This window comes from Pinibacter aurantiacus, assembly GCF_019130065.1.
GTDB lineage: Bacteria > Bacteroidota > Bacteroidia > Chitinophagales > Chitinophagaceae > Pinibacter > Pinibacter aurantiacus.
Map to the genome: position 1 here is coordinate 138465 of NZ_JAHSPG010000017.1, position 15863 is coordinate 154327.

Sequence of the window (15863 nt, forward strand, 5' to 3'; positions counted from 1 at the left end):
TAGCTTTACTGTCATTAAATTTGAGTAAATTTATTTCCCATTTGATGATAGTAGCCAGTAAAATATTACCCGATGAAAAGCATCTGCTTAACCTTGTTGCATTGGGCGACGTGCATGCTTTTAGCGCTATTTATCATCATTACAACCGCAGTATTTATCCCTTCGTTTTAAAAATTGCAAAGTCCGAAGCGCTTGCTGAAGAGATCATCCAGGAAGTGTTTATCAGTGTTTGGCTAAACAGAGCACAGATGACGCAGGTGGAAAATTTCAGGGCATATATCTACACAATTGCGACCAACAAAACGCTGAATTATTTTAAGAAAGCTGTTGCGGAAACGCGTCGCATCTTACAGGTAAGTGCCACAAGTGCCAAGGTGAGCAACGTAACGGAGGAAGAGATTTTTGCAAAGGAAAGCGAATCACTAGTGCAGGCCGCTGTTGAAAGTTTGCCTGAGCAAAGAAAAAAGATTTACAAGCTTAGCAGGCACGAAGGACTAACCCATGAGCAAATTGCAGAGAAGCTGAACATTTCTAAAAACACCGTGAAGAATCAATTGGTGGAAGCGCTGAAATTTATTCGACATTACCTGAACAGGAACAATGAAATTCCGCTGGCAATTACTTTTATGATTATGAAATCGCTTAAATAGAAAACGTCCCGACAACTTGTTTCGGGACGTTTTAGTTTAACCTAGTGCCACTTTTTGCATGTTATAGTCAATACTCGAATTTTGCTTGCCATCCCGAGGAACGAGGGATCTGGGTGTTTATTCGAACAGACTGTTAGTGCAAGACTCAGATCCCTCCTTCGTCGGGATGACAAGTGGGGGTGTTTGTGTTCTGCGGCCATTGCAGACTTTCGATGTTAACATTAATCGGTGTCTTAGCGCCCGAAGTATTTTTTTATATTCTTTATTTACGATGACTTCTTTGCCAATTCAATCATTGCTGAAAGTTCTTCTACTGCTGCATCGTTGCCGCCTTCAAAGCCTGTGAGGTGAAAACGGATATTACCCGCTTTGTCGATTACAAATTTTGAAGGAATGCCGTTTACGCCATAGGCTGATACCACTTTATTTTCTCCGGACACTGAATCTTTTAAATCCATCAACACTTCGAATGTGTAGCGGTTATCTGTAACGTATTTTTTTGCTGCCGCAGAAGCGTCGCCGGCTCCTTTCTCCCATGTATGAATAAACAAGAATGCAACATCCGCATCATTCTTGTATTTGTTCACGGCCATTTGCATTGCAGGGAATGAGGCTTTGCAAGGGCCGCACCATGTTGCCCAAAAATCGACCACTACCGTCTTGCCTTTGTAATCTGCAAGCGATACCACTTTGCCGTCTACGTCTTTCAATGTGAATTGTGGCGAAGGTTTGCTGATCATTTTTGAAGGAATTTCCTGCAACATTTTTGCCACCATTTCTTTGTTCAGCTTTTCAATGTATGCATCATACCCTTCTTGGCTTCCGTAAACTTTTGCATACAATGCTTTTGTTTTGTCTTTGATTGGTTGCGTTGCAAGACCCTTTAACGTTGCCTGGCTAATGATATCAAGCGCCTCTTTGTTTTTGTTGAGTGCGCTCAAAACATCTGCGTACGTTTGATAGGTGTCAGGGCTTACTCTTTCGCTGCTGTCATAGGCAGTTTTAATGTAAGGCAATGCCTCATTGTATTTTTTTTGTGCTGCCAGTGCCTTTGCATACATAGCATTCGCGCCACCAAAAGCAATCCGGGCAAAGCCCGCTCCTTCTTCATCTTTACGGAAAGTCTTAAACTCATTTACGCTTTCAAGGGTTCGTTTACAAAGAGATTCTACTTCTTTGTAGTTGCCTTGCTTCATCATAGCCTCTGCGAGACTCATGTATGCATTTCCTTTCCACAGGTTGGTTTCAACCATGTTCGTATAGTCTAGGCCTTTTGCGGTGTTACCTGCATTTGCATAGGCCATGGCAACGGCATTGCGTGCGTAGTCGTACACGATGTTATTGGTGCCTGTATTTTTAGGTACAGGAAATTTTTTCACCCATGCTTTGTAGGCAGCTTCTTTTTTTACAGGATCTTTTTCGTCGTACACTGCGGTAACTTCCTCTCCTCTCATTGCCATGCCCAAAGGAAATTTCACTTTCTGCGCATTGAAAATAGAATCGGAAGTTTTTGCTTTTCCCAGTTGATAGAAATAATTGCTTGCTGTTGACCAGTTCTCTTCGTCCTTTGTTTGTAAAAGATCATACAGCTTTGTCTGGAGTAATGCTTTATCAGCTTCGTTGCCTGATTTCAAAAGACTTGCAAAATATTTCTTTGTACTATCTGTAACATTTTGTGCAGAAACGCTATGGGTCATCATTACAGCTACTGCAATGCCTACAGTTGTTGTATTTTTTTTCATTGTTTGCATTTGTTTCCCGCATGCATGCTGGAGCACATACGAGCGGCGATTAGTTCAATAATTTGTTTTCAAGCATTTTTTCAAGGTCCTCGCCGCGAAGGTTTTTTGCGATGATCTTTCCGTTAGGATCTACCAGGAAATTAGCAGGTACTGATTTTACATAGTAATCCAGCACAGCTGCATTTTTCCATCCTTTCAGGTCCGATACATGAACCCACGTGAGGTTGTCTTGCAAAATTGCTTTTTCCCATTTGGCTTTATCATTGTCAAGTGATACACCAATGATTGTAAAGTTTTTGTCTTTATACTTGTTGTAAGCTTTAACCACATTCGGGTTTTCTTTACGGCAAGGGCCGCACCAGCTTGCCCAGAAATCTACCAACACATACTTACCTTTAAATGACGCCAATGATACATTGTTGCCTGAAGTATCTTGTTGTACAAATCCTGGTGCATCTACACCAACGGCAGTTTTTGCGGCGCCCTCTACCGCTTCTGCTACAGCTTTACCATAGTGCGACTGTTGTGCACTTTTTGTAAGCGTGGTAAATAGTCTTGCCTGATCCGCTGCCTGCTGTGGGTAAGAATAGAATTGTGCAACCAGGTAAGCGCTAAGATCAGAGTTGGGATGTTTGGTGATAAAATCTTCGATGATTGCCTGTCCTTTTTTTTCTGCATAACGATACTCTGCACTCAAAATACTATCCTGCTCTTTTGTTAGTTTTTTCTTTCCATTATCGGCCCACTCATAACTTTTGCGTGCATTGTCGCCCATCATGCTCATCACTTCTTTCATGCTATTTTCGTAAACAGCATATTCGGCTACTAAAGGAGTTCCACTAACAGTTGCAGTGCTGGAATCTTTGTTGCCAGACAGTTGTAGCGAACCGCCATTCATAAAAAACCTTTGAGAGATTCCCGTTTTATCAACGGAGAAAAAATAGAAGTCGCTATAAGGAAGGGCTTTTCCTTTGAGTAAGAATTTGCCTTTAATTATTTTGGCAGAATCCACTATTCTCTTTTCACCATCCATGTGCACAAGTTTGGCGCAACCATTTTGCAAACCTTTTATGCTGCCTGTAATGGAATAATTTTTTTGTTGGGCAAACAATGAAGCAGCGCAAATTAGCAGCCCTCCGCTGATCATTGTTTTTTGAAACAATAATTTCATTTCCTGGTATTGTAGTTTGTAATCATTGGCTGTTACAGATTTTACATCTGCGACAGCCAATGATTGTTATTTGTATTTAGTTGGGATAACCATCGTTTTGCGTAAGCGATGGGTTTTTAAATCTTTCATCTGAAGGTATAGGAGCCAATACTGCAGTTGATTTCCACGTTGCGGGTTTTAATGCGCCAATTACCTGATCTGCTTTGCCCGTACGTTTCAGGTCGAACCAGCGATGGCTAAACTCGCCAAGAAGTTCTACTTTTCGCTCACTTGCAATAGCAGCTAGTAGATCATCTTTTGTGGAAGCAGATGTTTTGGCAAGACCCGCTCTTATTCTTACTGAATCAAGGTCAGCTTGTGCGCCGCTAATTTTTGATAGTTGCGCACGTGCTTCTGATCGGATAAGGTATTGTTCAGCCAGGCGCAACGTAATGTTGTATTCGTTTCCGGCCATCTTGTATTTTGTAATGATATTGCCATCTGTCCACGACGCGGCCCGTTTGTCTCCAGCTTCAAAGGTGAATGATGGAGCCAAAACATATTGCTGATAAGAGTTGTAATAGGTACCCAATATTGGCAAACTCGACCAAGCTGTTGTAGTGGCAATTTGAAGAATTACTTCGTTGCTGGTATTTAGAAATGCATGATCAATATCCTGCATGGTATAGGTGATATCCGTAGCACCAATTACGTTAGATGCCTGTATCTCAGCATTTGTGTAATCACTCATATACAGGTAAACCCTTGCCAGCAAAGCCGTTGCTGCATATTTGTTTACCCTCGCACGCATTGTGCCCACGTAGGTTGCTGGTAAAAGTGTTTGCGCATCTTTCAGATCCGCTACAATTTGTGCATACACAGAATCAGTACTCGTCCTTGGCAAAAAGGCATTTGCGTTGGCATCTCCACTAAGGGACAAAGGAACTTTCCCAAAATAATTCACCAGATAGAAATAAGTGAACGCTCTAAAAAACTTACTCTCTCCAAGTAGCTGATTTTTAACTGAAGGAGTAAGAGTCTTGGAATTGTTCAAACCGTCAATCGCTACGTTTGCTGCACCTATCACAGCATATGGAGTAGACCACAGATAGTTTTGTACCGTAGCGTTTTTTATAGAAAGAGCAGTTGTTTGAAACTCATTCATGCTTAGGTCATTGTCATTTGCGTTCTCCAATTCATCGGCTTCTAATCCGCCGCAAAATGAAAAATAGCCAAGGCTGTTTGTGGTATTGTCATTACCATACAGTGTAAGGACAGCGCTTGTTGCCGTCGCATCTTCTTTAAAAGCATCTGTCACCAGCAATTGGTTAGGCGCTTTTGGTATGTCAACATATTTTTCGCAAGAAGAAAATAAAATGCTTACCAATAGTAATGCGCCGATGGATATGTAAACTGTATTTATATTTTTAAACTTCATGATTTGTTTTTTTAGAATGAAACATTAAGTCCTAATACCATGGTGCGCAGTTGTGGAAACGCGATATACGTTCCGGTGCCCAAACCACTTCCTGTACCGGGTTGTGTGGTTTCCGGGTCATAGGTGTATTTCTGTTTAGCCCATGTGTACAGGTTTTGCCCCTGCGCATATATGGATGCTGTAGAGATGCCCGCGCGGCTCAGCCATTTTTTTGGCAGGCTATAAGCGAGGCTTAGTGTTTTAAACTTAACAAACGATGTATTGCCCCAGTTAAAATCAGATCCTGCAAGATTGGATATATCATTGCTATAGTTTACGCCAGCTGCAGGATACTTCGCATTTGGATTCGAAGGTGTCCACGAATCTACTATCGGTGCACTTTGATTATAGTAGCTGTAACCATAAGGATAGTAAGATGTGTGGTAGTCGTTCAGCGTATTGTTTACATAACCATAACGGTGATTGAACTGGAATGTAAAATCTAAGGTAAATCCTTTGTAAGAGAAGCTGTTTGTTATACCGCCAAAATAAGGCGTGCCTATTTTTGCTGGCAGGCGGTCATCTGAATAACCAATGGAACCATCTTTGTTTACATCTAGGAATGTAGGGATGCCGGAAGCTTTGTCAATACCGGTGAAATGGTACAATAAAGGCACATCAATTGGTTGCCCTATCACATAAGTACTGGCATAACTTGACGTAGCAAGATCAGGGAATTCCAGCAATTTGTTTCTGTTAAGCGTTAGGTTAATCGAGGTTGTCCAGGTGAAATCTTTTTTCAAAATATTGGTTGTGTTCAATTCAAACTCCCAGCCTTTATTTTGAATCAAGGCATTAAGATTGCCGGTATAACTGGTGAACCCACTTTGTGAAGGCATGTAAATGTACAACAGCTGATTGCCTGAGCGATTTTGATAGAAGTCTGTTTTCAATGATATACGGTCACGCAGGAAACTCAGCTCCAGTGCGATGTCCAGCTTCTTTGTTGATTCCCAGTGCAACTCAGGATTTGCAGGACTGTACTGCACCAGCGTACCAGTGCCCATGTAACTGTAACCTGACCATGCGGAGCTATACAAAGCATTGTACAGATAGTTGCTGATTTGATCATTTCCGGTGATGCCATAGCTTGCACGCAACTTACCAAAACTCAGGAAGTCTGCTTTGTTCATAAAATCTTCCTTCGTAAACACCCATGCGGCACCTACTGCGCCAAAGTTGCCAAACCGATGATCGGGACCAAAACGGGAAGAGCCATCTCTGCGGAATGTTCCATCGAGAATGTATTTGTCTTCCCAGTTATAATTTGCCCTTGCAAAAACCGCATTGTATTTGTAAAGAGAATAATTGCTGTAGTTGGCTGTTACAGTAGCCGCGCTGCTGATAGAGGTGATCAGCGCTTCACTGCTATAACCCGATCCGGATAAGTAAACACCGTTTGATTTATTTTGTTGAAACGTAGTACCGGCAAGTAATTGCAACTTTCCGTTGCTAATGTTTTTGAGGTACTCGAGTTGCGGTTCTACTATGTAGTTGGTGTTTGTATTGTTGGCATAAGTAAGCTTGTTGGCTTTTGCTATCACATCTGGTGTCGCAGTAGCAGAAATGTTTTGCGAGCTGGCCGGATTGGTTTTTGTTTGCTCCAAACCTGTAATGGTATAGCCAAGGTTTGCTTTAGCCGTTAAAGAAGGCAAAATTTTGTAAGCGATATTTACACTGCTGATAAAATTGGTTGTTTGCGAACTGTATTTTTTTAGCAGATCAGCAACAGGATTTTCCAATGTAAAATTAAACTTGCCATTGCTATTGTAAATTGGATAGTTGGGCGCCATGTTGTAGAACGTACTCAGGTCCACTGGCGGTATTTTACTATCCATGTAAGAATAGCTGATAGCCGCGTCGATGCTGAATTTCCCGTTCAAGCTTTTGTGTCCTGCATTCAACCTGCTTGATAGCGTGTTGTTGATAAAATCACCCGGGAAAACGGTTCCCTGTCTTCTGTAAGTAGTACTGAACAAAAACGAGTTTTGCTGGTTACCGCCAGATACAGATGCTGTTGCATTTGTTGTATGCGCGGTGCCACCAATGGCCCACTTTTGCCAATCTGTATAAGCCGTGGTATCCCATACAAGGAGGTCCTTCGCATTGCTTACAGTAGGCGTTACACCAGAGTTTGCAAATGCTTGTCTTCGCATGGTAAGGTATTGCTGCGTGTTCATCATTGGTATGTAATGATTCACTTTTGCAATGCCACTATTAACATTGAAATTGAAAAGAGTCTTCCCTCCTTTGTTGCCTTTTTTTGTAGTGATGAGCACCACGCCATTTGCTCCCCTGGAGCCGTAAATGGCAGTAGCATCAGCGTCTTTTAATACATCAATGCGCTCGATATCTTCCGGAGCGATCATGCTGAACGGGCTAATGTTGCCATTTGCACCACTGGTACCGTATGCGTTTAGTGCATCTGATACTGGTTGTCCGCCATTGAATAAAGTGAAGGGCACACCATCCACAATGTATAGAGGAATGGTACCTGCACCGGCTGAACCAAGGCCACGTATTTGCATACGCACGCCACCACCGGGCAATCCATTGTCTTGTGTAATTACTACACCGGGCATGCGGCCCTGCATGGCTGTCAATGGATTGTCAATCGTTTGTTTGGCAATGTCTGTTGACTTTATGGAGGAGACAGCACCTGTATTCAAACGTTTTGTTGTAGTGCCATAGCCGATCACCACCATCTCGTCCATCGCCACTTTAGCAAGTTCAAGCGTCACGTTAATAACCGCTCTTCCTTTGATATTGATGGTTTGTGATTCGAAACCGATGTAGGAAAATAAAAGTTGTGCGTTTTCAGGAGCATTGTCAATCAGGTATTCACCGCTTGCATTGGTCATGGAACCAAGCGGTGTGCCGGGAATAACAACAGATACAGAGGCGATAGGCCTTCCTGTGTTATCTTTTACAACACCTTTCACGCGGATGCCTTCAGCAATTTGCTGTGCCTCCGGCGCGGTTAATACTTCTGTTTTGGGAGCTTCCTGTTGCTTGTTTTTAACAACAATTATTTTGTCAACAATGCCATACGTAAGTGGCTGGTTGCTGAAACATGCGTCCAGTGCCTGTTTCAGTGTTGCATTCTTAACATTAATAGTAACTGTAGATGCGTGTTGCAGTACGTTTTCTTTGTAAAAAAACTGGTAGCCCGTTTGTTTTTCGATCTCTTTAAAAACTGTTTGCAGTGATGCATTTTTTTGAGAGATAGAAACCAGCTGCGAGAAACCTCTGGCACTAACCTGTAAACACGCAGCTAATAGTAAAATAGCCGTAAACTTCATGATCAACTTCGTTTTGGTAGTGAAAAGGACGCGGTGTTTTCGTTCACTTCTACCCACACCCCTTCCTTTGCAATGTGCAGTCAATTGCATAGTTTTGTTTTGTTTAGGTGAAATAATAAGCAGTCTTTCGTTGATTGTGTTTTACCTGAATTCTTCGCCGGCACCGCCTCTAACAGTGCCGGTTTTTTCAAGTATCACAATGAGTTAAGCCGAGCGTTAAGAGTGAATTAATAATTAAGAATTAAGAATTAATATTTCCGAAACTTTGATCGGGCCTTTTTCTTTTGATATCAAGCGTTTTTAACTTTAAGATGTAAGCTGCATTCTGTAATGCATCCGACCCTATTAATTACTAATTATTAATTATTAATTGTCCTATGGTTTTACAATCAGTTTCTTTTCTTCAATTTTAAAATGAACATCGTTTAGCGCCAGTACTTCCAGGAACTGCGATAGTTTCATGTTGCGCGGGATCTTGCCGACAAATTTTTCAGTGGAAACATTTCCTTCAAGCACTACATCAACATCATACCATCTTTCCACTTCCCGCATGATCGTTGCTATGTCCGCTCCGGTGAACTGAAATTCTCCGTTTTTCCATGCCAGTACTTTGTCAATTTCTACGTTTGCGTTCACCGTTGATTGCTTCGTGGCTTTTGTGTATTGCAACTGTTTGCCGGGTTGTAACAGCACAGCGTTGTTTGATATATTCACTCTCACACTTCCGTCTATCAATGTTGTCTTTTCTGCCGTTTCATTGTCATATGCATTGATATTGAAACTCGTGCCAAGCACATTCACTTCACCGTTTTTTGTATCCACTTTAAACGGTGCTTTTGCATTCTGCGCTATTTCAAAATATGCTTCACCGGTCAGTGCCACTTTTCTTTCTTTGCTATTAAATGCTACCGGAAAATGTAAGCTTGAAGCTGCATTCAGCCATACTTTGCTGCCGTCTGGCAATATCAGTTGATACTGTCCGCCGCGAGGTGTTGCAATGGTGTTGAATGCTTTTTCGTCTTCTGCACTCGCAACGTTTGATGCATCATACAGCAACTGGCCATTGTTTAGCTTTTTAATGGTTATGCCGTTTTGCGCGGTCAATAGTCCATTGTGAGCAGTATCCAGCACGATAACTGATCCGTTGGCAAGTGTCAATGTCGCTTTGTCGCCGCCGGGCAATTTATCATTACCAAACTGGCTGATCATTGGTGTTGCTACAGGCGTCGATTTATTATGTTGAAAATAATAAACGGCTGTGCTTGATGAAATGACGATCGCTGCTGCTACTGCAATTCTTGCAAAAAGAGAACGAGGTTTTCTTTCGGTCGTTTGCAGAGGGTAGCCTTGATCCGGCAAAAATCTTTTTATTACGGTGTTCCACCTTTCTTCGTCGTATACTGCGGCAGGTGCGGTGTTTTCCAATTCTTCTGTGAGCAATTGCTGGAATGTGGTGTTGTTCTCTTCGTTCTGCAAATATGCATCTAATTCGTCCAACTCCGCTACTGTGGCTGATCCGTCAATATATTTTCTAAAAAGGTCTTGCACCCTGTTTGCTTCGTTAAGCATGGGTATCTATGGCTTTATAATATAATAGACAACGCTGCGGAGAGATAGGACTATTCGAGGGAAAAAAAATTAATAATTAATAATTAATAATTAGAGGGCGGTCAGGTTGAGGGAAGGAATTAAGAATTAGGAATTAAGAATTAAGAATTGGTAGCCGATTGTTCGGGTTCTTTGATTATAGAGTTCCAGCCCCAGCGGGGCGGCACGTTAGTAGAAAGGGAAAGAAGGTAGAACATTAGAGCCAGCCCCAGCTGGGCGACATGTTAAATTTGTTGCCAACGGCAACAAAACCCTGCGCAAGGGTAAAATCCTTCATTTTTTCCGTTGGCTGAAGCCAAACGGCAATGAATTGTGTTTTACTACGTTTAATTTCATTTACGACTGAAACATAAATTTTGTTTTGCGAACCGTTAACGGTGCTTCTGATTGCATCACGTACTTCATTGCCATTTGGCTGAAGCCAAACGTCAATGAATTGTGTTTTACTACGCTTAATTTCATTTACGACTGAAACATAAATTTTGTTTTGCGAACCGTTAACGGTGCTTCTGATTGCATCACGTACTTCATTGCCATTTGGCTGAAGCCAAACGGCCATGAATTGTGTTTTACCACGTTTAAATTCATTTACGACTGAAACATAAATTTTGTTTTGCGAGCTGTTAACGGCACTTCTGGTTGTGGCACTTACTTCATTGCCATTTGGCTGAAACCAAACAGCACTGAATTGTGTTTTACCTCGTTTAATTTCATTTACGACTGAAACATTAAATTTTGCTTTGCGAACTGTTAACGGCGCTTCTGACTGCGGCACTTACTTCATTGCCGTTTGGCTTCAGCCAACGGAAAAAGAAAATCAGGGCAAAAAAAATGGCCGCTTACGCGGCCGGCTGAAACTCAAACAAACAACCTGGCATTTTGCCGGTCAGACGCTTTTTCTATGTTATGGATCGCTTGGATGGTTTTGAAAACTGAGTCCGGTGTTACGGAAATACTGTCAATGCCTTCTTCAACAAGGAACTGGGCAAAGTCAGGGAAATCGGAAGGGCCTTGTCCGCAGATGCCCACTTTCACGCCGCATTCTTTCGCAGTGCGGATAAGCATGCGCAGCAGCTCTTTCACCGCAGGATTGCGTTCGTTGTAGAGATGCGCAACGAGCGAAGAATCACGATCGAGTCCGAGCGTAAGTTGCGTTAAATCATTGGAGCCTATGGAGAAGCCGTCAATGTGTTTGGCAAACTCACGGGCGAGGATGATGTTGCTTGGGATCTCTGCCATGAGGTAGAGTTGCAAGCCGTGGCGGCCGCGCTCCAAACCATATTCTTTCATTACTTCCTGCACTTTCATTAGCTCTTCAACGGTGCGGCAGAACGGAATCATTACAACCACATTATCCAGCCCCATCACTTCACGAACTTGGCGAATGGCTTCGCATTCCAATCCAAACGCAGGTTTGTAATCAGGGGAATAATAGCGTGACGCTCCTCTCCAACCGATCATTGGGTTTTCTTCGGATGGCTCAAAATAATGTCCGCCGAGCAGGTTGTAATATTCGTTGCTCTTGAAATCGGAGAAACGAACGATCACTTTTTCCGGGTAAAATGCAGCAGCAATTTTCGCAACGCCGAAGGAAAGTTTCTGAATGAAATATTCTTTTTCACTGGCAAAACCACGGGTGAGTTTGCGAATAGAATTGCTCAGGCTGGTGTCATTCAACGATTGATGGTTGAGCAACGCCAAAGGATGCGCTTGTATAAAATTGTTGATGATAAATTCTTCGCGAGCTAGTCCCACTCCGCGATGCGGCAGGTGCGCATATTTGAATGCCATGGATGGAGAACCAATGTTCAACATCAGCGGCGTGTCGATTGACGGAAGATCGTTGATGTAGGAAACCGTTGTAGTTACTGGCACTTCACCGTCGTACACAAAACCCTCATCTCCTTCTGCACAGCTTGCAGTGATGAGCTGTTGCGCTTGCAGCAGATCAGTTGCATTGCCACAACCAACGATCGCCGGCACGCCCATTTCACGGGCAACAATAGCCGCGTGACAGGTTCGACCGCCTTTGTTGGTGATGATGGCCGCAGCTTTCTTCATGATCGGCTCCCAGTCAGGGTCGGTCATGTCGGTTACCAGTACATCACCTGCCTGGAACTCATGCCCTTCCACTCTTTTATCGAGGGAATACATGATGTTCACGCGTCCGGATGCAATGCCATCGCCTACTGCGATGCCCTTGCAAAGCAGTTTTGCAGAGGATGTATCCGCTTCGTATTTGGTGAACTTTCCGGCGGCTTTACGTGAATGGATCGTTTCTGGTCTTGCCTGTACAATATATAATTTGCCTGAAAGGCCATCTACTGCCCACTCTACGTCCATCGGGCTCCAGTGACCTTTAAGGTTTGTATAATAGTCTTCGATCAGCATTACCCAGTCTGCCAGTTGAAGCACTTGCTCATCCTTTAAGCAGAAGGTTTGCTGTTGCGTTTTATCTGTCGGGATCATGCGTGTGCGTGAATCGGTATCATCGCCGTAGATCATGAGCTGATCTTTCACGCCCAGTTTTTTATCTATGATCGATGCTTTGCCGGCGCGACGAGTGGGTTTGAATACAAGGAACTCGTCTGGAGAAATGGCACCTTGCACGATCGGTTCGCCGAGACCAAATGCACCATTGATCAACACCACATCTTTGAAGCCGGATTCCGTGTCAATGGAAAAGGCAACGCCTGATGAAGCCAGATCTGAACGCACCATTTTTTGCACGCAAACAGAAAGGCCCACTTCCAGAATATCAAAATGAAACTGGTGACGGTAGCTGATGGCACGATCTGTAAACAGCGATGCAAAACAGTTACGCACGGCGTCGATCAATGCGGCAGGGCCACGCACGTTCAGGAAACTTTCCTGTTGTCCGGCAAAAGAAGCATCTGGCAAGTCCTCTGCTGTTGCGGAAGAACGAACGGCCACGTCTGTTGCCGACTGATCATAGCGATGCGACAATTCTTCGTACGCTGCAATAATGCGGTGACTCAGCTCGTGCGGAAACTTGGCGTTGCTGATGGCATGCCTGATTTTTGAACCGCTTCGTCTTAGCGATTCTACACTGTCGAAATTAATACGAGCAATTTCCTCTTGGATCATATTTCCCAATCCGCTCTGTTCGAGGAACTGGTGATAAGCGTCCGTTGTGATCACAAAGCCTCCCGGAATTTCAACACCGAGACTGGAAAGGTTACTGATCATTTCGCCGAGTGAGGCACATTTGCCACCGGCGATTGCGATATCCTGTAATCCAACTTTTTCAAGTGGCAGGATGATACGTTGATCCTTCATAAGCAAGCAATTTATTGGTGAAAGAAAAGCTACGCGAATACGGCAGGGTGTAGGAGCTCTGAACGTTCACCTGTTGAGGGATAGCGGGCCGCAAGGTGCTGAAGCATTTCCCTTGTCATGGCAGAAATTCCATAACGTGCCTCCCATCCCCAATCTCTGAAAGCAGCCGTGTCATCGATGGAGTCCGGCCACGAATCTGCAATGGATTGGCGGCTGTCCGGACGATAACTTATGGTGAAATCAGGCAGGTAGGTACGGATGGCTTCTGCAAGTTCAGCCGGGGTAAAGCTGACACCTGCGATATTGTATGAATGACGGTTCTTAATTAGATAGGCCGGCGCTTCCATGAGTTCAAGCGTTGCTCTAACAGCATCGGGCATATACATCATCGGCAGTGCGGAGTCGTGGCGCAGGAAGCAGGTGTACTCGTTTTTTGCAAGTGCCTGATGAAAAATGTCAACTGCATAATCCGTTGTTCCGCCACCCGGCATTGCGGTATAGCTGATCAAGCCAGGATAGCGAATGGAGCGAACGTCTACACCATATTTTTCGTAGTAGTAATTGCACCAGTGTTCGCCGGCAATTTTGCTGATTCCATAAACAGTTGTTGGGTCGAATGGACCATCCTGTGGGCAGTCTTTTTTCGGAGAACTCTTTCCGAAAACAGCGATGGAGCTTGGCCAGAAAACCCTGTTCAAATGCTGATCTTTGGCCACTTCCAGCACGTTGATCAGGCTCTGCATATTCAGATCCCAGGCTTTTGTTGGGAATTGTTCGCCGGTTGCCGAAAGCATGGCGGCGAGCAAATATATCTGGGCAATGTGATGACGTCTTACTATCGTTTCCAGTGATTTTTTATCCAATACATCAAAGGATACAAAAGGGCCCTGAATAGCATTCATAGACGATGGTTCGCGAACGTCTGAAGCTATAACATTGGCTTCACCATAAAGTGTTCTAAGGGCAGGTACAAGCTCGGTTCCAAGCTGACCAAAAGCGCCGATTACAAGGATCTTTTCCTGTTTCATAATTTCAATCTCGTTAGAACCTCAAATTTTGCACATTTGGACGAAATGACTTCTTAAGTAGAAATCAGCAGCATATAAATCTAAAAAGGTTAGTTATTTTAGATAAAAACAATTTTATTTTCGATCATTTCTCATATTTGTAGAAAAAATATCTGTCATGTCATACGTACTTCAGGATGATGATATCAAGATTCTGCAGCTATTGCAACACGATGCGAGGTTGACCACCAAGGAGATAGCTGATAAAATTGGCAAAACCCCCACTCCTGTTTATGAGCGCATTCGCCGAATGGAGAAAGAAGGAATTATCAAAGGGTATGTGGCGCTGCTCGATCGGGCGAAGGTTGACAGGGGCCTGATTGGTTTTACGCTTATTCACCTGAAAGAACATTCTCAAACGATGCTGAACAACTTCAAAAAAGAGTCGAGCAATTTTGCGGAGGTGATGGAATGCTACCACATGACCGGCGAGTTTGATTTCATTTTAAAGATCGCCATTCGCGACATGCACGAGTACAATGAATTCCTGGTAAATAAACTGGCAACGCTTCCGAATGTTGGTACGGTACAATCGGTGTTTGTATTGTCAGAAGGCAAGGTGGAGACTGCGTTTCCGCTGAGGCAACCGGTGAAGAAGAAAGCGAAGAAGTAGTTGAGAGTTGAGAGTTGAGAGTTGAGAGTTGAGAGTTGAGAGTTGAGAGTTGAGAGTTGAGAGTTGAGAGTTGAGAGTTGAGAGTTGAGAAAAATTTAATCGTCTAAAATACGAAATTTTAGCCTCAAATTCGAAAAGTTCAACTACAAAGAACTCTCAACTCTCAATTCTCAATTCTCAATTATCTAAGTGTTTACACGTAGTTGCTTTCAAGTTTCGGTAAAGTTTTCTATATTCAAGTTTCAATATCCGATCCTATATGAAACCACTTGAATTACCGCGGGCAACCCCTGATTTGAATGACCAGCTCTCCTTTTTAATCGACAGGGAAATGTATGTGAGGTATTCCCGGTATCGAAGATTGATCTACATGATCGCCGCGTTCCTCTTTCTTTTTATTGAATCCCAATTTTTGACAGATACTCAAACAGTCGTGTTTGCGAAAGTTACTACAAAAGCCATCCTTTCAACATTGGTTGCTTTTTTATTGATAATGTTTTTCGCTTTCCTGGTAACGAAACAAAAAAGAAAACTTTGGAAAATACGCACCATTCGAAAACTCTCACAAGTAAACAATGCCATCAAGTTTTATTTTGATGATAAAAGACTTCTCTTCAAAACGGAATCCCACACATCTGAAATAAAATGGGAGTACTACAAATATTGGGTGGAGAACAAAGACTCGCTGTTTATATTTCCGGAAAAGAATTTGTACGAAGCGATCTATTATTCCAAAGCGGAATTGGGGATTGATAACTATGATAGTTTGAAGCAAATAGCGGCAAAGAAACTGGAGGTGCTGCCGGGTGTGAAGTATTTGTAGGGCTTAAAGTAAGTGGATGTCTATAAAAACGGATAGTCTGGTATGCTACCATTTTTTTGAACCGCAAAGAACCTTTAGATAAATATTAATCCGTTTCCCTAGAATTACTAGAAACTAATTTCGATAGAACG

At 43.1% G+C, this 15863-nt stretch carries 11 protein-coding genes; 3 read left to right on the plus strand and 8 right to left on the minus strand.

Translation table 11 applies throughout. The features are described from left to right. Window positions 1–44 precede the first annotated feature (44 nt). Window positions 45–650 (plus strand): RNA polymerase sigma-70 factor, encoded by a 606-nt coding sequence (locus tag KTO63_RS23695; RefSeq protein WP_217794455.1) that lies wholly within the window; start codon window positions 45–47, stop codon window positions 648–650. A gap of 266 nt (window positions 651–916) precedes the next feature. On the opposite strand, the gene KTO63_RS23700 is transcribed toward KTO63_RS23695, so the two are convergent. The 8 genes from KTO63_RS23700 to KTO63_RS23735 form a co-directional block, all read right to left on the minus strand. Continuing rightward, a complete protein-coding gene (locus tag KTO63_RS23700) occupies window positions 917–2392 on the minus strand; it encodes a redoxin domain-containing protein (RefSeq protein WP_217794456.1) in 1476 nt (491 codons plus the stop codon). A gap of 49 nt (window positions 2393–2441) precedes the next feature. Beyond that, a complete protein-coding gene (locus KTO63_RS23705) occupies window positions 2442–3623 on the minus strand; it encodes a TlpA disulfide reductase family protein (RefSeq protein WP_217794457.1) in 1182 nt (393 codons plus the stop codon). Window positions 3624–3639: 16 nt separating this feature from the next. Next, window positions 3640–4980 carry a RagB/SusD family nutrient uptake outer membrane protein gene (locus tag KTO63_RS23710; protein ID WP_217794458.1) on the minus strand — a complete coding sequence of 447 codons (1341 nt, stop codon included), beginning with the start codon at window positions 4978–4980 and terminating at the stop codon, window positions 3640–3642. An 11-nt stretch (window positions 4981–4991) separates the two neighbouring features. Continuing rightward, the gene (locus KTO63_RS23715) at window positions 4992–8411 is read right to left on the minus strand and encodes a SusC/RagA family TonB-linked outer membrane protein (RefSeq protein WP_217794459.1); all 3420 of its coding nucleotides are present in this window, start codon (window positions 8409–8411) and stop codon (window positions 4992–4994) included. Between the two features lie 285 nt (window positions 8412–8696). Next, entirely contained in the window at window positions 8697–9890 is a 1194-nt protein-coding gene (locus tag KTO63_RS23720) for a FecR family protein (RefSeq protein ID WP_217794460.1), read from the minus strand. Between the two features lie 235 nt (window positions 9891–10125). After that, entirely contained in the window at window positions 10126–10704 is a 579-nt protein-coding gene (locus KTO63_RS23725) for a hypothetical protein (RefSeq protein WP_217794461.1), read from the minus strand. A gap of 83 nt (window positions 10705–10787) precedes the next feature. After that, window positions 10788–13229: a phosphoenolpyruvate synthase gene (gene ppsA, locus KTO63_RS23730; protein WP_217794462.1), complete on the minus strand. Its 2442-nt coding sequence runs from the start codon at window positions 13227–13229 to the stop codon at window positions 10788–10790. A 29-nt stretch (window positions 13230–13258) separates the two neighbouring features. Continuing rightward, window positions 13259–14257 (minus strand): NAD-dependent epimerase/dehydratase family protein, encoded by a 999-nt coding sequence (locus KTO63_RS23735; protein ID WP_217794463.1) that lies wholly within the window; start codon window positions 14255–14257, stop codon window positions 13259–13261. 157 nt (window positions 14258–14414) lie between these two features. Between KTO63_RS23735 and KTO63_RS23740 the strand changes: the two genes are divergently transcribed. Together KTO63_RS23740 and KTO63_RS23745 are read left to right on the plus strand one after the other, a co-directional pair. Further along, window positions 14415–14909 carry an Lrp/AsnC family transcriptional regulator gene (locus tag KTO63_RS23740; RefSeq protein WP_217794464.1) on the plus strand — a complete coding sequence of 165 codons (495 nt, stop codon included), beginning with the start codon at window positions 14415–14417 and terminating at the stop codon, window positions 14907–14909. A gap of 259 nt (window positions 14910–15168) precedes the next feature. Next, entirely contained in the window at window positions 15169–15732 is a 564-nt protein-coding gene (locus KTO63_RS23745; protein ID WP_217794465.1) for a hypothetical protein, read from the plus strand. Window positions 15733–15863: the final 131 nt, after the last annotated feature.